The sequence below is a fragment of the Sphingobium sp. PAMC28499 genome (assembly GCF_004795815.1).
Taxonomy (GTDB): Bacteria; Pseudomonadota; Alphaproteobacteria; order Sphingomonadales; family Sphingomonadaceae; genus Sphingobium; species Sphingobium yanoikuyae.
This window is the reverse complement of record NZ_CP039248.1, coordinates 2,844,030-2,868,187: the sequence shown is the minus strand read 5'-3', so window position 1 is coordinate 2,868,187 and position 24,158 is coordinate 2,844,030. Positions and strand designations below refer to the sequence as shown.

General features: G+C 66.2%; 23 protein-coding genes. 13 read left to right on the top strand and 10 right to left on the bottom strand.

The window, feature by feature from the left end:
- Positions 1-31 precede the first annotated feature (31 nt).
- On the bottom strand, positions 32-1,018 hold the full coding sequence (locus E5554_RS13870; RefSeq protein WP_136187138.1) for an aldo/keto reductase: 987 nt from the start codon (positions 1,016-1,018) through the stop codon (positions 32-34).
- A gap of 99 nt (positions 1,019-1,117) precedes the next feature.
- Here E5554_RS13870 and E5554_RS13865 point away from each other — a divergent pair, with 99 nt between their 5' ends.
- From E5554_RS13865 to E5554_RS13815, 11 genes are all read left to right on the top strand, one after another.
- Positions 1,118-2,014: a LysR family transcriptional regulator gene (locus tag E5554_RS13865; RefSeq protein ID WP_004212385.1), complete on the top strand. Its 897-nt coding sequence runs from the start codon at positions 1,118-1,120 to the stop codon at positions 2,012-2,014.
- 51 nt (positions 2,015-2,065) lie between these two features.
- Positions 2,066-2,488: an iron-sulfur cluster assembly scaffold protein gene (locus E5554_RS13860; protein WP_099231896.1), complete on the top strand. Its 423-nt coding sequence runs from the start codon at positions 2,066-2,068 to the stop codon at positions 2,486-2,488.
- Positions 2,488-4,290: a cation:proton antiporter gene (locus tag E5554_RS13855; RefSeq protein ID WP_136187137.1), complete on the top strand. Its 1,803-nt coding sequence runs from the start codon at positions 2,488-2,490 to the stop codon at positions 4,288-4,290. Before E5554_RS13860 ends, E5554_RS13855 begins: the two co-directional genes overlap by 1 nt.
- Positions 4,287-4,616: a DUF423 domain-containing protein gene (locus E5554_RS13850; RefSeq protein WP_004212379.1), complete on the top strand. Its 330-nt coding sequence runs from the start codon at positions 4,287-4,289 to the stop codon at positions 4,614-4,616. Before E5554_RS13855 ends, E5554_RS13850 begins: the two co-directional genes overlap by 4 nt.
- Before the next feature lie 44 nt (positions 4,617-4,660).
- Complete coding sequence (locus E5554_RS13845) at positions 4,661-5,128, top strand: transcriptional repressor (protein WP_017499240.1); 468 nt, start codon at positions 4,661-4,663, stop codon at positions 5,126-5,128.
- A 10-nt stretch (positions 5,129-5,138) separates the two neighbouring features.
- Positions 5,139-5,708: a nicotinamide riboside transporter PnuC gene (gene pnuC / locus E5554_RS13840; RefSeq protein WP_136187136.1), complete on the top strand. Its 570-nt coding sequence runs from the start codon at positions 5,139-5,141 to the stop codon at positions 5,706-5,708.
- Entirely contained in the window at positions 5,705-6,727 is a 1,023-nt protein-coding gene (locus E5554_RS13835; RefSeq protein WP_136187135.1) for an AAA family ATPase, read from the top strand. The genes pnuC and E5554_RS13835 overlap by 4 nt, the downstream gene beginning before the upstream one ends.
- 10 nt (positions 6,728-6,737) lie before the next feature.
- A complete protein-coding gene (dxs, locus tag E5554_RS13830; RefSeq protein ID WP_136187134.1) occupies positions 6,738-8,657 on the top strand; it encodes a 1-deoxy-D-xylulose-5-phosphate synthase in 1,920 nt (639 codons plus the stop codon).
- 72 nt (positions 8,658-8,729) lie between these two features.
- Entirely contained in the window at positions 8,730-10,217 is a 1,488-nt protein-coding gene (locus tag E5554_RS13825) for a DUF4403 family protein (protein WP_210729750.1), read from the top strand.
- A 64-nt stretch (positions 10,218-10,281) separates the two neighbouring features.
- The gene (locus tag E5554_RS13820; protein WP_136187133.1) at positions 10,282-10,737 is read left to right on the top strand and encodes an SRPBCC family protein; all 456 of its coding nucleotides are present in this window, start codon (positions 10,282-10,284) and stop codon (positions 10,735-10,737) included.
- On the top strand, positions 10,724-11,056 hold the full coding sequence (locus tag E5554_RS13815; protein ID WP_136187132.1) for a metalloregulator ArsR/SmtB family transcription factor: 333 nt from the start codon (positions 10,724-10,726) through the stop codon (positions 11,054-11,056). Before E5554_RS13820 ends, E5554_RS13815 begins: the two co-directional genes overlap by 14 nt.
- A 1-nt stretch (position 11,057) precedes the next feature.
- On the opposite strand, the gene E5554_RS13810 is transcribed toward E5554_RS13815, so the two are convergent.
- From E5554_RS13810 to gpmA, 8 genes are all read right to left on the bottom strand, one after another.
- The gene (locus tag E5554_RS13810; protein WP_004212371.1) at positions 11,058-11,492 is read right to left on the bottom strand and encodes a DUF3035 domain-containing protein; all 435 of its coding nucleotides are present in this window, start codon (positions 11,490-11,492) and stop codon (positions 11,058-11,060) included.
- Positions 11,492-12,004, bottom strand: coding sequence for a signal peptidase II (gene lspA, locus E5554_RS13805; RefSeq protein ID WP_136187131.1), 513 nt, complete (start codon positions 12,002-12,004; stop codon positions 11,492-11,494). The genes E5554_RS13810 and lspA overlap by 1 nt, the downstream gene beginning before the upstream one ends.
- Positions 12,001-14,865: an isoleucine--tRNA ligase gene (gene ileS, locus E5554_RS13800; RefSeq protein WP_136187130.1), complete on the bottom strand. Its 2,865-nt coding sequence runs from the start codon at positions 14,863-14,865 to the stop codon at positions 12,001-12,003. Before ileS ends, lspA begins: the two co-directional genes overlap by 4 nt.
- Before the next feature lie 151 nt (positions 14,866-15,016).
- Positions 15,017-15,943, bottom strand: coding sequence for a bifunctional riboflavin kinase/FAD synthetase (locus E5554_RS13795; RefSeq protein ID WP_136187129.1), 927 nt, complete (start codon positions 15,941-15,943; stop codon positions 15,017-15,019).
- A gap of 53 nt (positions 15,944-15,996) precedes the next feature.
- On the bottom strand, positions 15,997-16,488 hold the full coding sequence (locus tag E5554_RS13790; protein ID WP_136187128.1) for a dihydrofolate reductase: 492 nt from the start codon (positions 16,486-16,488) through the stop codon (positions 15,997-15,999).
- A gap of 127 nt (positions 16,489-16,615) precedes the next feature.
- Positions 16,616-17,686, bottom strand: coding sequence for a 5-(carboxyamino)imidazole ribonucleotide synthase (locus E5554_RS13785; protein ID WP_136187127.1), 1,071 nt, complete (start codon positions 17,684-17,686; stop codon positions 16,616-16,618).
- 8 nt (positions 17,687-17,694) lie between these two features.
- The gene (gene purE, locus E5554_RS13780; protein WP_026108770.1) at positions 17,695-18,183 is read right to left on the bottom strand and encodes a 5-(carboxyamino)imidazole ribonucleotide mutase; all 489 of its coding nucleotides are present in this window, start codon (positions 18,181-18,183) and stop codon (positions 17,695-17,697) included.
- Positions 18,184-18,417: 234 nt separating this feature from the next.
- Complete coding sequence (gene gpmA, locus E5554_RS13775; protein WP_017499252.1) at positions 18,418-19,104, bottom strand: 2,3-diphosphoglycerate-dependent phosphoglycerate mutase; 687 nt, start codon at positions 19,102-19,104, stop codon at positions 18,418-18,420.
- Between the two features lie 154 nt (positions 19,105-19,258).
- Between gpmA and sppA the strand changes: the two genes are divergently transcribed.
- The gene (sppA, locus tag E5554_RS13770) at positions 19,259-21,142 is read left to right on the top strand and encodes a signal peptide peptidase SppA (RefSeq protein ID WP_136187126.1); all 1,884 of its coding nucleotides are present in this window, start codon (positions 19,259-19,261) and stop codon (positions 21,140-21,142) included.
- A 10-nt stretch (positions 21,143-21,152) separates the two neighbouring features.
- Here the strand turns inward: sppA and mutL are convergent, their stop codons facing one another.
- Positions 21,153-22,967 (bottom strand): DNA mismatch repair endonuclease MutL, encoded by a 1,815-nt coding sequence (gene mutL / locus E5554_RS13765; RefSeq protein WP_004212360.1) that lies wholly within the window; start codon positions 22,965-22,967, stop codon positions 21,153-21,155.
- Positions 22,968-23,101: 134 nt separating this feature from the next.
- Between mutL and E5554_RS13760 the strand changes: the two genes are divergently transcribed.
- A complete protein-coding gene (locus E5554_RS13760) occupies positions 23,102-24,148 on the top strand; it encodes a rod shape-determining protein (protein WP_004212359.1) in 1,047 nt (348 codons plus the stop codon).
- The last annotated feature ends 10 nt before the right edge of the window (positions 24,149-24,158 follow it).

Genomic DNA, 24,158 nt, shown 5'->3' with positions numbered 1-24,158 from the left:
GGGCCGGGGAAACACCCCAGCCCATCCGTAGTTAGCGCCCGACGATTTCGAGCAGATGCGGCGGGTAGCGCTCGCCCTCGACCGGGATGGCGTCGGCCGCCGCGCGGATCCGGGTCAGGTCGGCATCACTCAGTTCGACCTTGGCCGCGCCCAGATTCTCCTCCAGCCGATGGAGCTTGGTGGTGCCGGGGATGGGCACGATCCAGGGCTTTTGCGCCAGCAGCCAGGCGATCGCGATCTGTGCCGGGGTCGCATCCTTCTCGGCCGCGATGCCCTTGAGCAGATCGACCAGCGCCAGATTCTTCGCCCGCGCCTCAGCGGCAAAGCGCGGCAGGCTGTTGCGGAAATCGCCCTCGGCCAGCGCCGTATCCTTGCCGATCGCGCCGGTCAGGAAGCCCTTGCCGAGCGGGCTGTAGGGCACGAAGCCGATGCCCAGTTCCTCGCAAGTTTCAAGGATGCCGTTGGTTTCCGGGCCACGGGTCCAGAGCGAATATTCATTCTGGAGCGCGGCGACCGGCTGCACCGCATGGGCGCGGCGGACCGTCGCAGCCGACGGCTCGGACAGGCCGAAATGCCTGACCTTGCCCTCGGCGATCAGATCCCTGACCGTGCCGGCGACATCCTCGATCGGCACGGCCGGATCGACGCGATGCTGGTAGAAAAGATCGATCACCTCGACGCCCAGCCGCTTGAGCGAGGCGTCCGCCACCGCACGGATATTGTCCGGCCGGCTATTGAGCGCGCCAAGGCCTGCGCCGATGTCGAAGCCGAACTTGGTGGCGATCACCACCTGGTCGCGCACCGGCGCCAGCGCGGCGCCGACCATTTCTTCATTGGTATAGGGACCATAGACCTCCGCCGTGTCGAAGAAGGTGACACCGAAGTCGACAGCCGCACGGATCAATCTGATCCCTTCATCCTGGCTGACGGCGGTGCCATAGCCGAAGTTGAGGCCCATGCAGCCCAGGCCAATGGCCGAAACCTCCAGCCCGCTCTTGCCCAAAAGTCGCTTTTCCATAGCGGTCACTCCGATTTGATGTCCGAACGGAAGATAGGCTGTCGCCAAGCGGCGGATTAGATCATAAAAGCGGCAAGACTTTATATCCGGAGTTCATGAATGCGGCGCGAAGAGCTGGTCGACCTCAACGCCTTCCTGATGGTCGCCGACACCGGCAATTTCACCCGAGCGGCCGCGCTGCTCGGCACGTCGCAGTCCGCGCTCAGCCATACCATCAGGCGGCTGGAAACGCGCCTGGGCGTCCGCCTGCTCACCCGCACCACCCGCAGCGTCTCCCTGACCGAGGCCGGCGATCGCCTGTCCGCCACGCTACGCCCGGCACTCGACAGCATCGCGACCGAACTGGCTTCGCTCGGTGACCTGCGCGAACGACCGGCCGGCACCATCCGCATCACCGCCGCCGAACATGCCAGCAACACGGTCGTCTGGCCAGCATTGCAACGGCTGCTGCCGCGCTATCCCGACATCCATGTCGAATTGAGCATCGATTCCGGTTTCGTCGACATCGTCAAGGAACGCTTCGATGCTGGCGTGCGGCTGGGCGAGGCGATCGCCAAGGATATGGTCGCCGTGCGCATCGGCCCGGACCTGCGCATGATCGTGGTCGGCGCGCCCGCCTATTTCGCCAGCCGCCCGGTGCCGCGCACGCCGCAGGATCTGGCCGCTCATGACTGCATCAATCTGCGCCTGCGCAGCGCCGGCGGCCTTTATGCCTGGGAACTGGAAAAGGACGGCCATGAAATCCGGGTGCGGGTGGAGGGGCAACTGGCCTTCAACAGCATCGAGATGATCCGCCGCGCCGCCCTCGCCGGCTTCGGCCTTGCCTTCGTGATGGAGGACCAGGTGCGCGCGGATATCGATGAAGGCCGGCTGATCCCAGTGCTGGAGGACTGGTGCCCGCCCTTTGCCGGCTATCATCTCTATTATCCCAGTCGCCGCCAGCCCGCCGCTGCGTTCAGCATATTGGTGGACGCGCTGCGCTATCGCGGTCCCTAGGCCATTTTGCCGCCTTCTCCCGCGGCGATAACTGTCCTACATGGAGGGATAATGAGCGCATCCCTCTACAATAACGACATTCTTCGCCTCGCCGCGAGCATCCCGCACCACCAGCGGCTGGCCGATCCGCAGGCCAGCGTGGAAAAGCGATCGCCGACCTGCGGCTCGCGCATCACCGCCGATGTCCGCATGGCCGACGGCAGGCTCGCCGAAATGGGCCTGGACGTGAAGGCCTGCGCGCTGGGCCAGGCCTCCGCCGCGCTGATGGCGGCCCAGGCGATCGGCCTCACTGCTGACGAACTGGCAGAGGCGCGCGACAAGCTGGCTGCCTATCTGGCGGGCGAGAGCGAGGATCTGGATTTCTGGCCCGGCCTTGCAGTGCTGGCGCCGGCCCGCGGCTATCCCGCGCGCCACCCCTCGATCCGGCTTGGTTTCGAAGCGATTGCCGAAGCCGCGCGGATGGCGGACGCCTGATGCCGGTCGCCGAAACCGCCATGTCGGCCACCGACGTCCTCCTGTCCGAGGGCGTGATCCTGCTCGGCGTCGCCGTGGCCTTCGTCCTGCTGTTCCGCCGCTTCGGCCTGGGTGCGGTGCTGGGATATCTGGTCGCCGGCGCGCTCGTCGGCCCGCAAGGGCTGGGTCTCGTCGGCGGCGCAGAATCGAAGCTGGCGATTGCCGAAATCGGCATCGTTCTGCTGCTGTTCCTCGTCGGCCTCGAACTTCATCCCGCGCGCCTGTGGCGACTGAAGCGCGACATCTTCGCGCTTGGCCTGGCGCAGGTCGTGCTGTGCGGCCTCGCCCTCATCGCCATCATCTTCTACTCGACCGGCTTCACCTGGGGGGCGGCGATCGCGCTTGGCCTGCCGCTCGCCCTCTCCTCGACCGCACAGGTGCTGCCCAGCCTCAAGAGCAGCGGCCGCATCAATTCGCCCTTTGGCGAGAAGGTCTTCTCGATCCTGCTGTTCCAGGATCTCTCGATCGTTCCGCTGATCACCATCGTCGCCGCCCTCTCCCGCAATCCGGCCGATGCCGGCGGCCCGCCCGGATGGGTGTTGGCCGGCTATACTGTCGCCGCGATCGCCGGGCTGGTGCTGGCCGGCCGCTTCATCCTGCGGCCGTTGCTCAACCTGGTCGGCCGGCAGGGCGAGCGCGAACTGTTCGTTGCAGTCGGCCTGTTCACCGTGCTGGCCGCCGCATCGGTGATGCACAGCCTGCACCTCTCGACCGCGCTTGGCGCCTTCGTCGCCGGCGTGATGCTGGCCGACTCCCCCTATCGCCATGAGATCGAATCCGACGTGGAGCCGTTCCGCTCGATCCTGCTCGGCCTCTTCTTCCTGGCCGTCGGCATGGTGCTGGACCTGCGCGCCGTCGCCGCCAATCCCCTGTTCGTCATCGGCATGGCGGCGATGCTGGTGGCCGCCAAGACCGCGATCATAGCCCTGCTCGCCCGGCTGTTCGGCATGGCCTGGCAACAGGCGCTGAGCGCCGGCATGCTGCTCTCCCAAGGCGGTGAATTCGGCTTCGTCCTCTTCGCCCAGGCGCAGAATGCCTATCTGATCGCACCGCAGGCGGCGAGCCTGTTCAGCGCGATCGTCACCTTCTCGATGGCGACCACGCCCTTCCTGATGCTGTTTGCCCGCCGCTTCGAATTCGCCCAGCCCAAGGATCGCGACGACCTGCCGGGGCCGGAGGATGCGCCGCGCGGCAGCGCCATCATCGTGGGCTATGGCCGGTTCGGCCAGACCGTGGCCCAGATGCTGATGGGCCATGGCTTCGGCGTGGTGCTGATCGACAAGAAGCCTGCCCAGATCGAGGTGTCGAGCCGCTTCGACATGAAGGTCTATTATGGCGACGGCACGCGGATCGACCTGCTCCGCCGCGCCGGTGCCGACGAAGCCCGGCTGATCGCCTTCTGCATTGACGATCCCTCGCTGGACGGGCGCGTCTTGCAGCCCATTGCCGAGGCCTTCCCCCAGGCCGCGCTGATGGCGCGCGTGTTCGATCGTCGCCAGATCCTGGCGATGCAGGATATCGAACTGGCCGGCGTGGTGCGGGAAGTGTTCGAATCGGCCATCTGCATGGGCGTGCAGGCGATGCAGACGCTGGGCGTGCCGCCGGAAGAGGTCGAGGAAGTCGAGCGTCAATATCGCGAGAATGACGGCCAGCGCCTCGCCCTGCAGATCGAGCATGGCAATCTGCTGGCGGCCAAGGATCTGATGTACCGCCCCGGCCGGGGCATGCGCCTGCGCGCGCGCGGAGATGGAGAAGAAGCATGATCGCCATTCTGGCCGCCCTGTCGGCAGCGCTTGCCATTGCTGCCGGTGCCTTTGGTGCCCATGGCGCCGCCAGCCCGCAGGCAGCGGAGTGGCTGCGCACCGGCGGCCTCTATCAGCTGATCCATGCCGTCGCCGTCCTGACGATCATGGGCATTACGCGCGGCGGCGCCCTGTTGCTGCTGATCGGCGCGGCGATCTTTGCCGTCAGCCTCTATGCCATGGCGCTGGGCTGCCCGCGCTGGCTGGGCGCGGTGACACCGATCGGCGGCGCGATGATGATCGGCGGCTGGCTCTGGGCGGCCCTTGCCTATTGGCAGCGCGGCTGAGCCAGCCACTTGCCGCCGCAGTTGGACACGCCTAGATAATCGCCATGGCAGATCATTCGCACCATCATCATCAGGAACCCACCGGCAAGAAGCTGGCCGACGCGGCGCAGGCTACGCTGGAGGCGAAGGATGAGCAGTGGACGCCGATGCGCGCCGCCATCTTCGACGCACTGGCGGCCGAAGAAAAGCCGGCATCGGCCTATGATATCGCCGACACTGTGTCCAAGGCGCGCGGCAAGCGGGTCGCGCCCAACAGCGTCTACCGCATCCTCGACCTGTTCGTGGCGAACAATATCGCGATGCGGGTGGAAAGCGCGAACGCCTATATCGCCAACGCGCATCCCGGTTGCCATCATGACTGCATCTTCCTGGTCTGCGACAGTTGCGGCCAGGTGACGCATATCGACAATGATCCCATCACCGGATCGCTGCGGTCGGTGGCGGAAAAGGCCGGCTTTGCGCCGGTGCGTCCGGTGATCGAAGTGCGCGGCACCTGCAGCGCCTGCCACTGACGGGCGGTTCATGACCATCATCGAATGGGTCGCAGCGGCGCTCGGCCTGATCAATGTCGTGCTGGTGGCGCGCCGTTCGCTGTGGAACTATCCGTTCGGCATTGCCATGGTCGCGCTCTATTTCTTCGTCTTCTTCGAGGCGAAGCTCTACAGCGACGCACTGCTGCAAATCTTCTTCCTGGTGATCAACGCCTATGGCTGGTGGAACTGGGTGCATAGCGAGAAGGTGGCCGACGGCGGCATAGCGGTGGCGCGCCTTAGCGTTCCGGCCCGCCTCGCCTGGATCGCGGGCACGGCGCTCGCCAGCCTGGCCTGGGGCATGGGCATGGCCCGCTTCACCGATGCCGCCGCGCCCTTCGCCGACGCCATGATCGCCGGCATGAGCGTCGCCGCGCAGATATTGCAGTCGCAGCGCAAGGTGGAAAGCTGGGTGCTGTGGGTGGCGGTCGATGCCCTTGCCACCGGCCTGTTCTGGAGCCGCGGCCTGATCGCGACGTCGATCCTCTACGCCATCTTCTTCTTCATCGCGCTATGGGGCCTAATCGCCTGGCGCCGCACGATGGACCGGGCGCCGGCATGACCCGCGGCTTCCTGCTCGGCAAGTTCATGCCGCCCCATGCCGGGCACCAGATGCTGATCGACAGTGCGCGGGCGATGGTGGACGAACTCACCATCCTGGTCTGCTGGCTGCCGGACGATCCGATCCCAGGACCGCTGCGGCTGCAATGGATGCGCGAACTGGCGCCGGGATGCCGGGTCATCGGCCATGATGCGGTCGTGCCGCAGGCGCCTGAAGACTCCGCCGACTTCTGGCCGATCTGGCGGGCCATCGTGGCCCAGGCCCATCCCGAGCCGATCGACCTGCTATTCGCGGGCGAAGCCTATGGGCTGCGGCTGGCGCAGGAAGTCGGCGGCCGCTTCGTGCCGCTAGGTGCCCGCATATTGGGTGCGGACCAGAACGGACTGGGTGGCCTGTCCGCCAGCGCCGTGCGTGCCGATCCCTGGAGCCATTGGCGCTGGATCGCGCCGCCGATCCGCGCGCATTTCACCCGGACGATCGTACTGCATGGCGTCGAAAGCACCGGCAAGTCGATACTGGCCGAACGGCTCGCCCGGCATTTCGACACGATCTGGGTGCCCGAATATGGCCGCGCCCAGGCCGAAGTTCACAGTGTCGATATGGACGAGGCTGACCTGCTGCTGATCGGCGCCGCCCAGTCCGCGACGATCACCGCCGGCCAGCGACTGGCGAACCGTCGCCTGTTCGCTGACACCGACGCGCTGATGACGGCGGCCTGGGCCGAGATGATGATCGGCTATGTGCCCGACGCGCTGCTCGCTTACCCGAAGGCCGACCTCTATCTGCTGCTGGAACCCGATGTCGCCTGGATCGACGATGGCACGCGCCTCTATGGCGACGATCCGGTGCGGGCGCGATTTGCCGATATCAGCCGGAACGTGCTGATCGACAGCGGCGTTACCTGGGCTTCGGTCGGCGGGGATTGGGACAGTCGTTTCACCCGCGCCGTTTCCCTGATTGAAGATTTGGCGCCCCCCTGCATGACGTCAGGGTTCGACTTGGCGCAGGAAAGCGAGTAGGCAGTTCCCCATGTCCAATCCGTTCACGCCGTTGCTCGACACCGTCAAGATCCCCGCCGACCTGCGCAAGCTGCAGCCCGACCAGCTCCGCCAGCTGGCCGATGAACTGCGCGCCGAAACCATCGCCGCCGTCGGCGTGACCGGCGGCCATCTGGGGTCGGGCCTGGGTGTCGTGGAACTGACCACCGCCATCCATTATGTGTTCGACACGCCCAACGACAAGCTGGTCTGGGACGTGGGCCATCAATGCTATCCGCACAAGATACTGACCGGCCGGCGCGATCGCATCCGCACCCTGCGGCAGGGCGGCGGCCTCAGCGGTTTCACCAAGCGCGCCGAATCCGAATATGACCCGTTCGGCGCGGCGCACAGCTCGACCTCGATCAGCGCGGCGCTCGGCTTTGCCGTCGCCAACAAGATGCAGGACAAGCCGGGCAAGGGCATCGCCGTGATCGGCGACGGCGCCATGTCGGCCGGCATGGCCTATGAGGCGATGAACAACGCGCGCGAGGCGGGCAACCGGCTGGTCGTCATCCTCAACGACAATGACATGTCGATCGCGCCCCCGGTCGGTGGCCTGTCCGCCTATCTCGCCCGGCTGGTGTCGAGCCGCGAGTTTCTGGGCCTGCGCGACATGGCCAAGAAGCTGGCGCGCAAGCTGCCCCGCCCGCTGCACAAGGCGGCCAAGAAGACTGACGAGTTCGCGCGCGGCATGGCGACTGGCGGCACCCTGTTCGAGGAACTGGGCTTCTATTATGTCGGCCCGATCGACGGCCATAATCTCGAACATCTGATCCCGGTGCTGGAAAATGTCCGCGATGCGGCCGAAGGGCCGTGCCTGATCCATGTCGTGACCCAGAAGGGCAAGGGCTATGGCCCGGCCGAAGCGGCCGCCGACAAATATCATGGCGTGCAGAAGTTCGACGTCATCACCGGCACCCAGGCCAAGGCGCCTCCGGGTCCGCCCAGCTACACCAATGTCTTCGCCCAGGCGCTGATCGCCGAAGCGCAGCGCGATCCGCGCGTCTGCGCGATCACCGCCGCCATGCCGTCGGGCACGGGGCTCGACAAGTTCGAACTGGCCTTCCCCGACCGCATCTTCGACGTCGGCATCGCCGAACAGCATGCCGTCACCTTCGCCGCCGGCCTCGCGGCAGAGGGCATGCGCCCCTTCTGCGCCATTTACTCCACCTTCCTGCAGCGCGCCTATGACCAGGTGGTGCATGATGTCGCCATCCAGAACCTGCCCGTGCGCTTCGCCATCGACCGCGCCGGTCTGGTCGGTGCCGACGGCTCCACCCATGCCGGCAGCTTCGACGTCACCTATCTCGCCAGCCTGCCCAATTTCGTCGTGATGGCCGCGGCCGACGAGGCGGAACTGACGCACATGGTCCATACCTGCGCCGTGCATGACAGTGGGCCGATCGCCGTGCGCTACCCGCGCGGCAACGGCACCGGCGTCGCCATGCCGAAAGTTCCCGAAGCGCTTGAGATCGGCAAGGGCCGCGTCGTGCGCGAAGGGCGCCAGGTCGCGATCCTGTCGCTCGGCACCCGACTAGAAGAAGCGATGAAGGCCGCCGACACGCTGGAGGCCAAGGGCCTGTCGGCATCCGTCGTCGATCTCCGCTTCGCCAAGCCGCTGGACGAGGCGCTGATCCGCCGGATGCTGACCACCCATGAGGTGGCGGTGACGATCGAGGAAGGATCGATCGGCGGTCTGGGCGCCCATGTCCTCACCCTGGCGAGCGACCTTGGCCTGACCGACAACGGCCTCAAGATCCGCACCATGCGCCTGCCCGACATCTTCCAGGATCAGGACAAGCCCGAACAGCAATATGCCGACGCGCGGCTGGATGCCGATGCGATCGTCGACACGGTGCTGACGGCGCTGCGCCACAACAGCGCCGGCGTGGAGGAAGCGCGGGCCTGAAGGTCCGCGCTGGACCTCCTCACCCAACTGCCCTAGCCTGCCTTCCGCTGGACCATGTCCGGGAGAAGGCGGTTGGGCAGAGCATTGCCGGGTCGACATCATCGCTGGCTGCTGCTCCTGCCGCTGCTCGCCGCCTGTTCGCAGAAACAGGCGGTGGAGCCGCCGCCGCGCGCCAATGATCCGGTGCCGGCGACCAGCGCATCTTCGATCATCAGTGTCCCGGTGGAAATCGACCGCGCCCTGATTGCCCAGGCGATCGAGCGGGCCATGCCGCGCCAACTCTGGCGCATCGACCGGCCAGGCACGCGCTGCGTCCAGCCCAAGCGGGTCAAATTGCTCGGCAAGCAGATCAGGGTGACGCCGCCGATCGACTGCCATATCATCGGTGAAGTTACGCGCGGCGCAATCCGCCTGCGCGGCAATGGGCGCGACCTGATCGCCGACATCCCGATCCATGCGCAGTTCAGCGCGCGTGACATTGCCGGATTGCTGAAGGGCGAGACCGCCACCGGCGACGCCATGGCCCATGCCCGGCTTCAGCTCGGCATCGATGACCAGTGGCGCCCTCACGGCACGCTGAAGCTCAGCTATGACTGGACGCAGACGCCCGGCATCGATTTCCTCGGCCAGCGCATCACCTTCGCCGACAAGGTCGACCGCAAGATCGCGCCGGTCCTGCGCGACCTCGAACGACAATTGCCGCGCGAACTGGCCAAGCTCGACCTGCGCAGCAAGATCGAGCGCCTATGGCGCGCGGCCTTCACCAGCCTTTCGCTCAACGACCATGATCCGCCGGTGTGGATGCGCATCACGCCGCAACGCTTCCTGTTCGACGGCTATGGCAACAGCGGCGCGCAACTGCGCTTCCGACTGGGAATAGAGGCGCTGACCGAAACCGTGGTCGGCGACCGGCCGGTCGATCCGCAGCCAACCGGACTGCCACCGCCCGCGCGTGCGCCGATCAATGACGCGCTGCATTTCTTCCTGCCGGTGCGGGCCGATTATGCGCAGCTGGAGCCGGTCATCCTGCGCGCCCTGCACAAGCGCGCCGCGCGCCCGTTCGATTTGCCAAAGCTAGGCCCTATCATCGCGCGCTTCGACAAGCTGACCGCCTATGGCACAACGGGCAACTGCATTGCGGTAGGCGTCACGCTCGCGGCGCGTCCGGCAAGCGGCAAGGTAGGAGACACCCATGGCACCGTCTGGCTGACCGCCCGCCCGGTCAACCAGCCCAATTCGGCACTGGTCCATTTCGAGGATCTGCAGGTGACCGGCACCAGCGACGGGATTGGCGGCGACATCCTGATCGCGCTGGCGGGAAGCCCCGCCTTTTCCGCCGCCATCGCTGGCGCGCTCAGCCAGAATTTCACCCATGATCTGGAGGAGTTGAAGGGCAAGATCCGGCGGGCCATCGGCGAACGCAAAACGCCGCATTTCCGTATCCGCACCAATTTGGACAGCACGGAAATCGGCCAGATCAGCGCCCATGGCCAGGGCCTGTATCTGCCCGTGCGGGCGACCGGACGAGCCTCGATCCGCTACGCTGGCGGACCGCCATAGAGCAACCATATAGTTGCATATCCCCGTCTTGAGGCGCATATAGGCAATCAGGAGGTTGCCTATCATGACCGACAGCATCATCAAGACGATCGACATCGCCGCACCAGTGGAGCGGGTATGGGACGCCCTGACCGACCATGCGCAATTCGGCACCTGGTTCCGCGTCGCGCTCGACCAGCCCTTCGCCATCGGCCAGCCCTCGACCGGACACATGACCTATCCGGGCTATGAGGCGTATCGCTGGCAGGCGCGGGTCGTGGCGATCGAGCCGATGACCCGTTTTGCCTATGAGTGGCCCGCGACCGGCGGCGACAAGGCGCTGATGGAGAGCGGCGTGCCGGTGCCTGAATGGACGCTGGTGGAGTTCGTGCTGGAGCCGATCAACGGCGGCACCCGCCTGACCGTCACCGAAAGCGGGTTCGATGCGGTGCCCGAACCGCGCCGGACCAATGTCATGCGCGACAATGACGGCGGCTGGGCGGAACAGGTGAAGAATATCCGCGACCATGTCACCGGCTGAGATTTTCGCCGCACTGGGCGATACCACGCGCCTGGGGCTCATCGCGCGGTTGGGCGACGGCAATGGGCGCTCGATTGTGCAACTGGGCGAAGGCCTGCCGATCAGCCGTCAGGCGGTGGCCAAGCATCTGGATGTGCTGCACGGCGCCGGACTGGTGCGCAGACGCAAGCAAGGGCGGGAAGTGCATTTCGCGCTGCGCCGGGAGGCGGTTGCGGCGGCGCAGGACTGGCTCGGCCGGGTCGGCGCGCAATGGGATGGCACGCTCGCCCGGCTCAAGGCCTTTGCGGAAGGGGACGATCAGGCGCCCCCTTCCTCCTAGATTATTGCTGCGGCGGGGTCGTCTGCGTGCCGGTGGCGGCGCGGGCGTCCTGGCCGTCGCCTTCCGGCGCAGCGATGATGTCGCGGGTGGTGGCGCCCTTGTCGACCACTTCGGTGCCCGGATCACCCGCCTGCGAGCGGATGCCAGCGGCGGCGGTGCCACGACCGGCCGAGTTCAGCGCCGCGCTTTCCGATGCGCTGCGCGGGGCCGGACCGCCGAACAGCGCTTCCTGTGCGGCGCGGCTCGAATCGACCGTGGCAGCGGCCGGAGTGCCCGGCGCGGGCGGGACCAGCGCGAAATCGGGCGGCACGACCAGCGGCGCCTGGCGCGTCACAGCGAACTCGTCGGGACGGCCACGATTGAGCAGGCCGTTACCGCCGCCGCCGCACGCCGACAGGGTTGCAACAAGGCCGGCGGCGAGGATCAGTTTACGCATTACTTCAGGGTCTCCGTCTTTGCGCCCTTCTCGCGCAGCAGCAGCGCCCGCGCAAGCAGGATCAGCACGCCGAACGTGATGGCCGCGTCGGCCAGGTTGAAAATCAGGAAGGGGCGCCATTCGCCGAAATGCAGGTCGGCATAGTCGACGACATAGCCCAGCCGCATCCGGTCAACGATATTGCCGATTGCGCCGCCCAGCACCAGGCCGAGCGCCGCGACGTCCGACCGCGCCTTTTCGCGCCACATCCACACGCCCACGAAGCCGGCGATCAACATGGTCATGCCGACCAGCATCCAGCGCGTCGTGTTATTGTCGGCATGGAAGAAACCCATCGAGACGCCGGGATTTTCCAGCCAGCGCAGGCGGAAGAAGGGCAATATCTCGATCCCCGCATCCGCCCGGCTCTTCAGCGCGAGCGGATAGGTGACGGTATATTTGACCAGTTGGTCGAGCGCGAGGGTGACGATCGCGACCGTCAGCCCCAGCGGGCGGTGATTGATGGCACTCATGCCTTCAATACCTCGTCACAGCGGTTGCACAGCGTGCCATCTTCCTCGACCTCGGGCAGCAGGCGCCAGCAACGGCCGCATTTGTGCCACTCGCTGGGCTTGACGATGATGCCGTCGCCCACGCCCATCTCGATCCGGGCGACGATGGCGATTTCGGCGAAGTTCACACCGTCGCTGGGCAGCAATTCGCCCATGGTGACATCGGCCTCCAGGCTGGAGCGGATCACCTTCTCGCGGCGGAAGGGTTCGATCGCCTCGTTGACCTGCTCGCGCTGGTCGCGCAGCTCCGCCCACTTGTCGTTCAGATGCTGGTTGATCCAGCGATGGTCGACCTCCGGCCATTCCAGGAAATGGACGCTATCCTCGTCACTTGGGAAGCGGCTCTGCCATACTTCCTCAGCGGTGAAGGGGATGATCGGCGCGACATAGCGGACCAGCGCGTGGAACAACGTATCCAGCAAGGTGCGATAGGCGCGACGCTTGGGGTCCGACTTCGCATCGCAATAGAGGCAGTCCTTGCGGATATCGAAGAAGAAGGCGCTGAGGTCACTGTTCGCGAAATCGAAGATCGCGCGGGTGTAGCGGCTGAATTCCAGCCAATTCTCGCTCTTCGCCGCCTTGTCGACCACCGCGCGCAGTTCCGCGTCGAGCTGTGCCAGGCGATGGAGCATATAGCGCTCCAGCTCCGGCATCTCGGCATAGGACACCGCCTCGCTCTCATCATAGTCGGACAGGGCGCCGAGCATGTAGCGGAAGGTGTTGCGCAGCTTGCGATAGGCGTCGGACGAACCGGCCAGCACTTCCTTGCCGATGCGGACGTCATCGAAATAGTCGGTGCTTGCGACCCAGACGCGCAGGATATCGGCGCCGCTTTCGGCCATGATCTTGAGCGGATCGACGACATTGCCAAGGCTTTTGGACATCTTCTTGCCCGATCCGTCGAGCGCGAAGCCATGGGTCAGCACCGCCTTGTAGGGGGCCTGGCCACGGGTGCCGCAGCTTTCCAGCAGCGACGACTGGAACCAGCCACGATGCTGGTCCGACCCTTCGATATAGAGGTCAGCGCGGGTGCCCTCGCCATAGCGGCCCTCGACCACGAAACTGTGGGTCGAGCCGCTATCGAACCAGACGTCGAGAATGTCGTTCACGACTTCATAGTCGTTAAGGTCATAATCGGGGCCGAGCAGCGCCTGATGATCGGCGCCGAACCAGGCATCCGCACCGGCGCCTTTGAACGCCTCAATGATGCGGGCATTGACTGCCGGATCAACAAGATAGTCGCCAGTCTTGCGATGAACATAGAGCGCGATCGGCACACCCCAGGCGCGCTGGCGGCTGATCACCCAGTCGGGGCGACCTTCCACCATCGAACGGATGCGGTTGGTCGAACGCTCGGGCACCCAGCGCGTATGCTCGATCGCGTCGAGCGCGATCTCGCGCAGGGTCGGGCCGTTGCCGGTGACGATCGGCGTCGGCATCACGCCGCCATCGACATCGGCCACCACGCCTTCCTGCGGCTTGTCCATCGGGATGAACCATTGCGGGGTGCAGCGGAAGATGATCTTCGCCTTGGAGCGCCAGCTATGCGGATAGCTGTGCTTGAAATCGTCCGACGCGGCGAGCAGCGCGCCCGCTTCGCGCAGATCGGTGCAGATCGGGCCATCCTTGCCGACGAATTTGGGGTTGATGACCGACCCTTGCCCGCCCAGCCACAGCCAGTCGGCGCGATACTTCCCGTCCCCCTCGACCGCGAAGACGGGGTTCAGGCCGTTCGCCTTGCACAGGGCGAAGTCGTCCTCGCCATGATCGGGCGCCATATGGACGAGGCCGGTACCCGCGTCGGTCGTGACGAAATCGCCCGAGAGCAACGGGCGAGGCTTAGCGAAAAAGCCGCCAAGCGCGTGCATCGGGTGACGCGCGACGGCGCCAGCGAGGTCTTTGCCAGTGCCTTCCCAAAAAATTCCTGCAGTCCCGCCGGTTTCTGCGAAGTCGACGGGATTCAGTCGTTTCTTGAAATCCGAAACCAAATTTTCAGCGACCAAGAAAATGCGCTGATCCTCGTGGCTTAGTTTAACCCCGAGATATTTAATCTCAGGCCCATAGGCCAAAGCCTGGTTGACCGGGATCGTCCAGGGCGTCGTCGTCCAGATCACCGCATGCGCGCCGACCAGTTCCGGCGCGTTCGGCGCTTCCACGATCTCGAACGCCACGTCGATCTGGGTGGACGTGATGTCCTCATATTCCACTTCCGCCTCGGCCAGCGCGGTCTTTTCGACCGGGGACCACATGACGGGCTTGGCGCCGCGATAAAGCTGGCCGCTTTCCGCGAATTTCAGCAGTTCACCGACGATCGTCGCCTCGGCGTCGAACTTCATGGTCAGATAGGGATCGGCCCAGTCGCCCATCACGCCCAGGCGCTTGAACTGCTCCTTCTGCACATCCACCCATTTGTCGGCATAGGCGCGGCACTGGGCGCGGAACTCGGACGCGGGCACCTCGTCCTTGTTCATCTTCTTCTTGCGATATTCCTCCTCGATCTTCCATTCGATCGGAAGGCCGTGACAGTCCCAGCCGGGCACATAGGGCGCATCCTTGCCCAGCAGCGATTGGCTGCGGACGATGATGTCCTTGAGCACCTTGTTCATCGCATGGCCCATATGGATGTCGCCATTGGCGTAGGGCGGGCCATCATGCAGGATGAAGCGCTCGCGGCCGGCGCGCTTCTCGCGCAGCTTGCCGTAAAGGTCCATCGCCGCCCAGCGCGCGGCAATCGCCGGTTCCTTCTGCGCGAGGCCGGCCTTCATCGGGAAGTCGGTGACGGGAAGGAAGACGGTGGATTTGTAATCGGGCTGGTCGGTCATCGAATGTCCGTGCAAGTTTATGAATCCGTTCGCCCTGAGCGAAGTCGAAGGGCCGGCCCGAGGGAAGCGAGGGCTCTAACCGGGCCTCGGCTCCGCTCGGCCGCGTGTCTCGACTTCGCTCGACACGAACGGGAAAAGTGGAAGCGTCGCCCTACGCGAGGTAAGGCGTTCCCGCAAGGATTTGCCGTGCGTCGTCGCAGTCGCGTGCGATCTGCGCGATCAGCGGGTCGAGGCCGTCATATTTCGCCTCCGGCCGAAGATAGTGGATCAACTGCACCTCGATGCTCTGGTCGTAGAGGCTTTCGGCGAAATCGAAGAAATGCGGCTCCAGCAGCAGCTTGGGCGGATCGAAGGTCGGGCGGATGCCGAGATTGGCGGCGCCATCCAGCACCCGGCCATCGGCCAGCAGCCCGCGCACGGCATAGATGCCGAAGGCCGGGCGCAGATAAGGGCCAAGGTCGATATTGGCGGTCGGGAAGCCGATGGTGCGGCCGAGCTTGTCGCCATGCTGGACCATGCCCTGGATCGTGAAGGGGCGCGTCAACAGGCGGGTGGCGGTGGCGCAATCGCCGGCCTGCAATGCGGCGCGGATGCGGCTGGAGCTGATAACTCCCTCCGCGTCCATGACCGGTGCGACCGCTTCGGCCGGCAGACCCAGTTCGGCGAAGCTGGCGATCGTGCCGCTGCGGCCCTTGCCGAAGGTGAAATCCTCGCCCGTGACGACGGCGGCGACGCCCAGTTGCTCCACCAGCAACCGGACATAGCCGGCCGGGTCGAGCGCGGCGAGTTCACGGGTGAAGTCGAACACCAGCATCGCGTCGGCGCCGGCAGCCGCGAACAGCGCCTGGCGCTGGTCCAGCGTGGTCAGGCGAAAGGGCGGCGTATCGGGCTGGAACAGGCGCATGGGATGCGGATCGAAGGTGGCGACGATCGCCGGCCGCCCCTCCGCCCGCGCACGCGCGATCGCGCGGCCGACCACCGCCTGATGGCCGGCATGAAAGCCGTCGAAATTGCCAAGCGCCATGACGCCGCCGCGCAGATGCGCAGGGATCGGGGCATTGCTGGTAAGCCGCTCCATGGCCGGGGCTATAGGGTGACACACAGGGCGTGGCAATGGATCACGCCCCGCTTTCAGACCCGTGCGAAGGTCACGAAGCTGTAGGCCGGCCGCCCGTCCAGCGCGGGATGATCCGCACGCGCCGTTTCGCGCCAGTCCGCCGGATCGGGATAGGCGATATGGGTCTCGCCTTCGGCGTCAACATGCACCTCGGTCAGTTCGATCCGGTCGGCCCGATCGAGGAACAGCCGATAGATTTCCGCGCCGCCGATCACCATCAGCACCGGCGCAGCGGCCAGCGCGATCGCCGCGTCGACATCATGGGCGACCTCCGCCCCCTCGCCCGTCCATTCCGGATCGCGGGTCAGCACGATATGGCGACGGCCGGGCAGCAGGCCGGGCAGGCTGTCGAACGTCTTGCGCCCCATCAGCATCGGATGGCCGGCGGTCAGCGCCTTGAAATGCTTGAGGTCGGCCGGCAGCCGCCAGGGTAGGTCGCCATCCCGGCCGATCACACCATTGTCGGCGCGGGCCAGGATCAGGACGATGTCCGGCTGCTCGCTCATGATCGCGCTTCCTCCGCCAAAAAATTTCGTCATTCCCGCGCAGGCGGGAATCCATCACCGAACCAAGCCGATGGGGCGAACGCGTGAGATGGATCCCCGCCTTCGCGGGGATGACGACGTGAATAGATTAAAGCGACAACCGCGTCACATGCCCCATCTTGCGGCCCGGACGCGCCTCATGCTTGCCATAGAGGTGAAGGTGATTTTCCGGGTCGGACAGGATCGCCAGCCATTCCGTCGCATCGTCGCCGATCAGGTTGCGCATCTCGACCTGCCGGGCGGCCAGCCCCGTGTCGCCGAGCGGCAGGCCACAGATCGCGCGGACATGGTTTTCGAACTGACTGGTGAGCGCGCCCTCAGTCGTCCAGTGGCCGCTATTATGGACGCGCGGCGCCATTTCGTTGAACACCGGGCCGTCGGCGCTGGCGAAGAATTCCAGCGTCAGCACGCCGACATAGTCGAGCGCATCGGCAACCTGCTTGGCGAGCGCGCGGGCGGCGGGCAACTGCCCCTCGATCAGCGATCCGGCCGGCACGGTCGAAGTGGCGAGGATGCCGTCGACATGGACGTTGGCGGCCGAATCCCAGAAGCGCACCGCGCCATCGGCGCCGCGCACCAGGATCACCGAATATTCCCGATCGAAGGTCACGAAGCCTTCGAGGATCGCGGGCTGGCGACCGATCGCGTTCCAGGCGCCGACCGCGTCGCCCGGCTCGTTGATCCGGGCCTGGCCCTTGCCGTCATAGCCCATGCGGTTGGTCTTGAGGATCGCGCGACTGCCGATCGTCTCGATCGCGGTTTCCAGATCGTCCAGGCTGTCGACCGGCGCGAACGGCGCGGTCAGGCCGCCCAGATCGGCGACGAAGCGCTTTTCGGCCAGACGATCCTGCGCGACGCGCAGCGCACCGGCGCCGGGACGGACCAGCCCATGGCTCGCCAGCACCTCGACCGCCGACGGATCGATATTCTCGAACTCATAGGTGACGACATCGACGCCCTCGGCAAAGGCGGCGAGCGCGGCGGCATCCTCATAGGCGCCCTGGGTCCAGCTCGGCGAGACATCGGCGGCGGGGCCGCTTTCCTCGGGCGCGTAGATATGGGTGCGATAGCCAAGCTGGGCCGCGGCCATGGCGATCATCCGGCCAAGCTGGCCGCCGCCAAGGATGCCGATGGTGGCGCCGGGGGCAATGGTCGTCATGATCGGGATCAGTCCTCGACGGTTTCGGCGACGGCGTCGGTCTGGCGCGCGCGCCAGGCATCCAGCCGCTCGGCCAGTGCATCGTCATGCGTCGCCAGGATCGACGCGGCAAGCAGGCCGGCATTGATCGCGCCGGGCTTGCCGATGGCCAGCGTGCCGACCGGGATGCCACCGGGCATCTGGACGATGGAGAGCAGCGAATCCATGCCCTTCAATGCCTTGGACTCCACCGGCACGCCCAGCACCGGTAGGCGGGTCATCGATGCGGCCATGCCGGGCAGATGGGCGGCACCACCGGCACCGGCGATGATGACCTTGAGGCCGCGGCCAGCGGCGCTGGTGGCATAATCATAGAGGCGCTGCGGGGTGCGATGGGCGGACACGACCTTGCACTCATGGGCGACGCCCAGCGCTTCCAGCGTCTCGGCGGCATGACGCATCGTCTCCCAGTCGGAGCGCGAGCCCATGATGATGCCGACTTCCACTGCCCCGCTCATAAATCGCTTCCCCTGATGGAGCGGCCCACCGGCCTGCCCGGAAAGCAAAGCCCCTTAGCGGCCGGGCCGCCAAGGGGCAATGCTATTCCTCCCCTTCAGGGGAGGTGGCAGGCCAAAGGCCTGACGGAGGGGCAGGTGCCGCCTGACACAGGGGAAGAAGAGAAGCGCAAGAGGGCGCGTGCCCCTCCACCACGCCGCTTCGCGGCGCGGTCCCCCTCCCCGTGCCGGGGAGGATCAGCGTTCCGACAGATAATAGCGATCGGTCGCGGTCAGATCGTCGGCCAGTTCATAGACGATCGGCTGGCCGGTCGGGATTTCCAGTTCGGTGATCTCGTCGTCGGGGATGTTCGACAGATGCTTGACCAGCGCGCGCAGCGAATTGCCATGGGCGGAGATGACGACGCGCTTGCCAGCCTTCAGGTCGGGCGCGATGACCGATTCCCAATAGGGCAGCACGCGGGCGATCGTGTCCTTCAGGCTTTCGGTCGACGGGATGGCGATGCCGTCATAGCGGCGGTCCTTCGACAGGTCGAACTCGCTGCCGGCTTCCAGTACCGGCGGCGGAACGTCGAAGCTGCGGCGCCAAATCTTCACCTGCGCATCGCCATGCTTGGCCGCGGTCTCGGCCTTGTTGAGGCCGGTCAGGCCGCCATAATGGCGTTCATTCAGGCGCCAGTCCTTCTCGACCGGCAGCCACAGCCGCCCCATTTCCTCCAGCACCAGGTTCAACGTCTTGATCGCGCGGCTCTGGACCGAGGTATAGCATTGGTCGAAATCCAGCCCCTTTTCCTTGAGCAGGCGACCGGCGGCGCGTGCCTCTTCCACGCCCTTTTCGGTCACGTCCACATCCCACCAGCCGGTGAAGCGGTTTTCCAGGTTCCAGGTCGACTGACCATGGCGGATGAGGACGAGCGTGGGCATCGGGCGTGTCTCCTGCACGATAGGGGCGAAAGATGCGCCTGCCATAGCGGGCAAAATTATGGGCGCAAGCTTGTCGCGGGTCAGGACAAGCCCACATTGCAGTCAAACCGGCGATGCGATAGCTCGGGACGACCAACGGAAAAGGAACGGCGATTTGGCATTTGTGAAGGGCGCGTGGCGCATCCTGGTCGCGATCAAGGACGGACTGGTGCTCCTGTTCCTCCTGCTCTTCTTCGGGCTGCTCTATGCCGCCCTGTCCTTCTCGCCCAAGCCGGCCAAGCCGATCGGCAGCGGCGCGCTGCTGCTCGACCTTGACGGCAGCATCGTCGAACAGCCGGCCGAGGTCAGCGCCACCGCCATCCTGTCGGGCTCGGGCGACCAGGCGAAGGAATATCGCCTGTCCGACATATTGACCGCGCTCGACGCCGCCCGCACCGACGACAAGGTGAAGGCGGTTGTGCTCGACCTCGACGATTTCACCGGCGGCGGCCAGGTCGCGATCGCCCGCGTCGGCAAGGCGCTGGACGCGGTGCGCGCCGCCAAGAAGCCGGTCTTCGCCTTTGCCACCCTCTATAGCGACGACAGCTATCAGCTCGCGGCCCATGCCAGCGAAGCCTGGGTCGATCCGATGGGTGGCGTCGCCATCGCCGGGCGCGGCGGCTCCGGCCTCTATTACAAGGGGCTGATCGACAAACTGGGCGTCAACACCCATGTCTATCGCGTCGGCACCTACAAGAGCTTCGTCGAACCCTATATCCGCGCCGACCAGTCGCCCGCGGCCAAGCAGGCCAATCAGGAACTGGCTGGCGCGCTGTGGCAGAACTGGCAGGATGACGTGACCAAGGCGCGCCCGAAGGCCAAGGTCGCGGCCTATGCCGCCGATCCCGCCGCCGCCGCCAGCGCCGCCGGCGGTGACATGGCCAAGGCTGCGCTGACCGCCGGGCTGGTCGATCATCTGGGCGATCAGGAAGCCTTTGAAGAGCGCGTCGCCAAGGTTGCCGGCGATCCGTCCGACAAGGACGAGACCGATTATGCCGCGATCGACTATGCCGCCTATGTAAAGGCCAGGAAGCCCGCCAATGACGGGCAGATCGGCGTGCTGACCGTGGCCGGCGATATTGTCGATGGCGAGGCCGGCCCCGGCACTGCGGCGGGCGACACGATTTCCGACCTGCTGTTGAAGGCCCTGGACGAGAAGGACTTGAAGGCCTTGGTCGTGCGCGTCGATTCGCCGGGCGGATCGGTGCAGGCGTCGGAGAAGATCCGCCGCGCCATCATGGAGGCCAAGTCCGGCGGCCTGCCGATCGTCGTGTCGATGGGCAATGTCGCGGCGAGCGGCGGCTATTGGGTCTCGACCCCGGCCGACATCGTCTTTGCCGAACCCGACACCATCACCGGATCGATCGGCGTGTTCGGCATCATCCCGAGCTTCGAGGGCACGCTGGCCAAGATGGGCATCACCACCGACGGCGTGCGCACCACGCCCTTGTCGGGCCAGCCCGACATTGCCGGCGGCACCACGCCGCAATTCGACCAGATCATGCAGATGGGGGTCGAGGATATCTATCGTCGCTTCGTCGGCCTGGTTGCGCAGGCCCGGCACAAGACGCCGGCGCAGATCGACACCATCGCCCAGGGCCGCGTCTGGGATGGCGGCACCGCCCGCCAGATCGGCCTCATTGACCGGTTCGGCGACCTCAACGACGCGATCGCCGAGGCGGCCCGCCGCGCCAAGATCGATCCGGCCAAGGCCAAGCCCTACTGGATCGAGAAGCAGCCGGACAAGTTCGCCGAGTTCATCCAGTCGATCGCCGACCGCGAGAAGGATGATGCCGGCGCCCCGCGCGACCTGATCGGCCGCGAAGCAAAGCTGCAACAGCGCTGGGCGCTGCAGGCCGTCGCCGATGTGCGCGGGCTGGTGAGCGGCGCGGGCGTGCGCGCCGACTGCCTGGAATGCCGCGGCTATGGCGCGCCCAGGCCCGCAAACCAGGCGGATGCGCGCGGATGGCTGGCATTACTGGGGACAGCCTGGCACTGACGCCAGGCCGTCACTTCCGCCCGAACAATTTCTCGATATCGCCATGGCCGAGCTTCACCCAGGTGGGCCGGCCATGGTTGCATTGGCCAGATCGCGGGGTCACCTCCATTTCGCGCAGCAGGGCGTTCATTTCCGCGACGCTCAGGATACGACCGGCGCGGACCGAGCCGTGGCAGGCCATGGTCGCGGCGACCAGATCGAGCCGTTCCTTGAGCGACAAGGCGCTGTCATAGGCGGCAAGATCGTCGGCCAGGTCGGAGACCAGCCCCTGCACATCGCCCTGCCCCAGCATCGCCGGGGTGGCGCGCACCAGCATGGCCGAGGGACCGAAGCGCTCCAGTTCCAGGCCGAATTCCTTGAGTTCGGCGACCCGCGCCTCCAGCCGGTCGCAGGCCGGCTCGTCCAGTTCGACCACCTCGGGCAGCAGCAGCGCCTGCGACGCCACGCCCTGCCCCTCCATCGCCCGGCGCATCCGTTCCAGGGTCAGCCGCTCATGCGCGGCATGTTGGTCGACGATGACCAGCCCATCCTCGGCCTCGGCGACGATATAGGTGCGCGCGACCTGACCGCGGGCGACGCCCAGCGGGAAGCTGTGCCCTTCGGGGGCGGGCGCGGCGGCGGGTTCGGCCCGCGCCTGGGGCGGCGGGGTCAGGAAATTCGGCCGTCGATCCCCTACCCCCTGATAGCCGGCGGGCGAGGATGGCGCGAACTGGCTGTAGCTGGGCGGCGCATAGGGCGTGGCCGCCGCCTCGAAGATCGGCATGGCGCCGATCGGTGTGGGCGACAGCGGTTCGGGCCTCCAGGCGTTGAGCGCGGCCGGATCGGCATGCTGGACGGCGCGGAAACCCTCTGCGTCAAGGGCACGGCGCAGGCCCGAGACGATCATGCCGCGAATCAGCGCCGGGTCGCGGAAACGCACCTCGGTCTTGGCGGGGTGGACATTGACGTCCACCTCCAGCGGCGGGACGTCGAGGAACAGGGCGACGACCGGATGGCGATCGCGCGCCAGCATGTCGGCATAGGCGCCGCGCAGCGCGCCGATCAGCAGCCGGTCGCGGACCGGGCGGCCATTGACGAACAGATATTGATGATCGCCCACGCCCCGATTGTAGGTCGGCAGCGAGGCGACGCCGGAAAGCTGCACCCCGTCCCGCTCCAGGCTGACGATCACATGATTGTCGGCCAGCTGCCGGTCGGTGAGCGCGGCGACCCGCTCCTCGCGCGCCTCGCCCGCCTGCACGCCCAGCACCCGGCGGCCATCATGCTCGACCGAGAAGGCGACCGACGGATGGGCCATGGCGAGGCGACGCATGACGTCGAGGCAGGCAGCATATTCCGACTTGGCCGAGCGCAGGAATTTGCGCCGCGCGGGCACCCTGGCAAAGAGCTGGTCGACGGTGACGCGGGTGCCCGGCGGCAGCGCGGCCGGCCCTTCGGCCACCAGCACGCCATTGTCGACGGTGCGGTTCCAGCCGTCGGCGCCACGCGGCCGGCTGTCGATCGACAGGCGCGCGACCGAGGCGATCGAGGGCAGCGCCTCGCCCCGGAACCCCAGCGTCGCGACATTCTCGATCGCATCGTCGGGCATCTTGGAGGTGGCATGGCGCTCCAGCGCCAGGGCCATGTCCTGCGAATCCATGCCACAGCCGTCATCGCTGACCTCGATCCGGTCGAGCCCACCGCTCGACAGGCGCACGGCGATGCGCGTCGCGCCGGCATCCAGCGCGTTTTCGACGATTTCCTTGAGCGCGCTGGCGGGTCTTTCGACCACTTCGCCTGCGGCAATGCGATTGACCAGATGTTCGGGCAGACGGCGTATTGACATTGATTAGTGACTAGCCCAAGCGAGCGCTTTCCGCGAGCCGCGACCCCAAAAATATTCCAGCATAGATTTGGGCGGGACGGAGCGCGGACACGAACACTGCCGTCCCGGCGCAACCGGGCGAAACAGGATGAAGCATGTCGATCTTCTCGCGCCTCTTCAAATTTTCCTCCCAGGACATGGCCATCGACCTGGGTACCGCCAACACCGTGGTCTATGTCCGTGGCCGCGGCATCGTCCTCAATGAACCTTCCGTGGTCGCGGTCGAGACGCTGAACGGCGTCAAGCGCGTCAAGGCGGTCGGCGACGATGCCAAGCTGATGATGGGCAAGACCCCGGATTCGATCGAGGCGATCCGCCCGCTGCGCGACGGCGTCATCGCCGACATCGACGTGGCCGAGCAGATGATCAAGCATTTCATCAACAAGGTGCATGGCGGCAAGCACAGCCCCTGGCGCGCGCCCGAGATCGTGATCTGCGTGCCGTCGGGTTCGACCAGCGTCGAGCGCCGCGCCATCCGCGACGCCGCCAGCAATGCCGGCGCCAGCCAGGTGTTCCTGATCGAGGAACCGATGGCCGCCGCGATCGGCGCCGACATGCCGGTGACCGAACCGATCGGCTCGATGGTTGTCGACATTGGCGGCGGCACCACCGAAGTCGCGGTGCTGTCGCTGCGCGGCCTGGCCTACACCACCTCGGTCCGCGTCGGCGGCGACAAGATGGACGAAGCGATCGTCAGCTTCGTGCGTCGCCACCATAATCTGCTGATCGGCGAAGCCACTGCCGAACGCATCAAGAAGCAGTTCGGCGTCGCCCAGCCGCCCGAAGACGGCGTCGGCGAGACGATCCACATCAAGGGTCGCGACCTCGTCAACGGCGTGCCCAAGGAAATCAGCATCAACCAGGGCCAGATCGCCGACGCACTGGCCGAGCCGATCAGCACGATCGTCGAAGGCGTGCGCATCGCCCTGGAAAACACCGCGCCCGAACTGGCGGCCGACATTGTCGATCAGGGCATCGTCCTGACCGGCGGCGGCGCGCTGCTCAAGGGGCTGGACGATGAACTGCGCGACGAGACCGGCCTGCCGGTCACCATCGCGGAAGATCCGCTGACCTGCGTCGCGATCGGCACCGGCCGCGCGATGGAGGATCCGATCTTCCGGGGCGTGTTGCAGACTGCCTGATCCGGGGGAC

Bases quoted from the DNA above. Each gene is read 5' to 3' on its own strand.
- E5554_RS13870 (WP_136187138.1), bottom strand. From the start codon at position 1,018: ATGGAAAAGCGACTTTTGGGCAAGAGCGGGCTGGAGGTTTCGGCCATT.
- E5554_RS13865 (WP_004212385.1), top strand. From the start codon at position 1,118: ATGCGGCGCGAAGAGCTGGTCGACCTCAACGCCTTCCTGATGGTCGCC.
- E5554_RS13860 (WP_099231896.1), top strand. From the start codon at position 2,066: ATGAGCGCATCCCTCTACAATAACGACATTCTTCGCCTCGCCGCGAGC.
- E5554_RS13855 (WP_136187137.1), top strand. From the start codon at position 2,488: ATGCCGGTCGCCGAAACCGCCATGTCGGCCACCGACGTCCTCCTGTCC.
- E5554_RS13850 (WP_004212379.1), top strand. From the start codon at position 4,287: ATGATCGCCATTCTGGCCGCCCTGTCGGCAGCGCTTGCCATTGCTGCC.
- E5554_RS13845 (WP_017499240.1), top strand. From the start codon at position 4,661: ATGGCAGATCATTCGCACCATCATCATCAGGAACCCACCGGCAAGAAG.
- pnuC (WP_136187136.1), top strand. From the start codon at position 5,139: ATGACCATCATCGAATGGGTCGCAGCGGCGCTCGGCCTGATCAATGTC.
- E5554_RS13835 (WP_136187135.1), top strand. From the start codon at position 5,705: ATGACCCGCGGCTTCCTGCTCGGCAAGTTCATGCCGCCCCATGCCGGG.
- dxs (WP_136187134.1), top strand. From the start codon at position 6,738: ATGTCCAATCCGTTCACGCCGTTGCTCGACACCGTCAAGATCCCCGCC.
- E5554_RS13820 (WP_136187133.1), top strand. From the start codon at position 10,282: ATGACCGACAGCATCATCAAGACGATCGACATCGCCGCACCAGTGGAG.
- E5554_RS13815 (WP_136187132.1), top strand. From the start codon at position 10,724: ATGTCACCGGCTGAGATTTTCGCCGCACTGGGCGATACCACGCGCCTG.
- E5554_RS13810 (WP_004212371.1), bottom strand. From the start codon at position 11,492: ATGCGTAAACTGATCCTCGCCGCCGGCCTTGTTGCAACCCTGTCGGCG.
- lspA (WP_136187131.1), bottom strand. From the start codon at position 12,004: ATGAGTGCCATCAATCACCGCCCGCTGGGGCTGACGGTCGCGATCGTC.
- ileS (WP_136187130.1), bottom strand. From the start codon at position 14,865: ATGACCGACCAGCCCGATTACAAATCCACCGTCTTCCTTCCCGTCACC.
- E5554_RS13795 (WP_136187129.1), bottom strand. From the start codon at position 15,943: ATGGAGCGGCTTACCAGCAATGCCCCGATCCCTGCGCATCTGCGCGGC.
- E5554_RS13790 (WP_136187128.1), bottom strand. From the start codon at position 16,488: ATGAGCGAGCAGCCGGACATCGTCCTGATCCTGGCCCGCGCCGACAAT.
- E5554_RS13785 (WP_136187127.1), bottom strand. From the start codon at position 17,686: ATGACGACCATTGCCCCCGGCGCCACCATCGGCATCCTTGGCGGCGGC.
- purE (WP_026108770.1), bottom strand. From the start codon at position 18,183: ATGAGCGGGGCAGTGGAAGTCGGCATCATCATGGGCTCGCGCTCCGAC.
- gpmA (WP_017499252.1), bottom strand. From the start codon at position 19,104: ATGCCCACGCTCGTCCTCATCCGCCATGGTCAGTCGACCTGGAACCTG.
- mutL (WP_004212360.1), bottom strand. From the start codon at position 22,967: ATGTCAATACGCCGTCTGCCCGAACATCTGGTCAATCGCATTGCCGCA.
- E5554_RS13760 (WP_004212359.1), top strand. From the start codon at position 23,102: ATGTCGATCTTCTCGCGCCTCTTCAAATTTTCCTCCCAGGACATGGCC.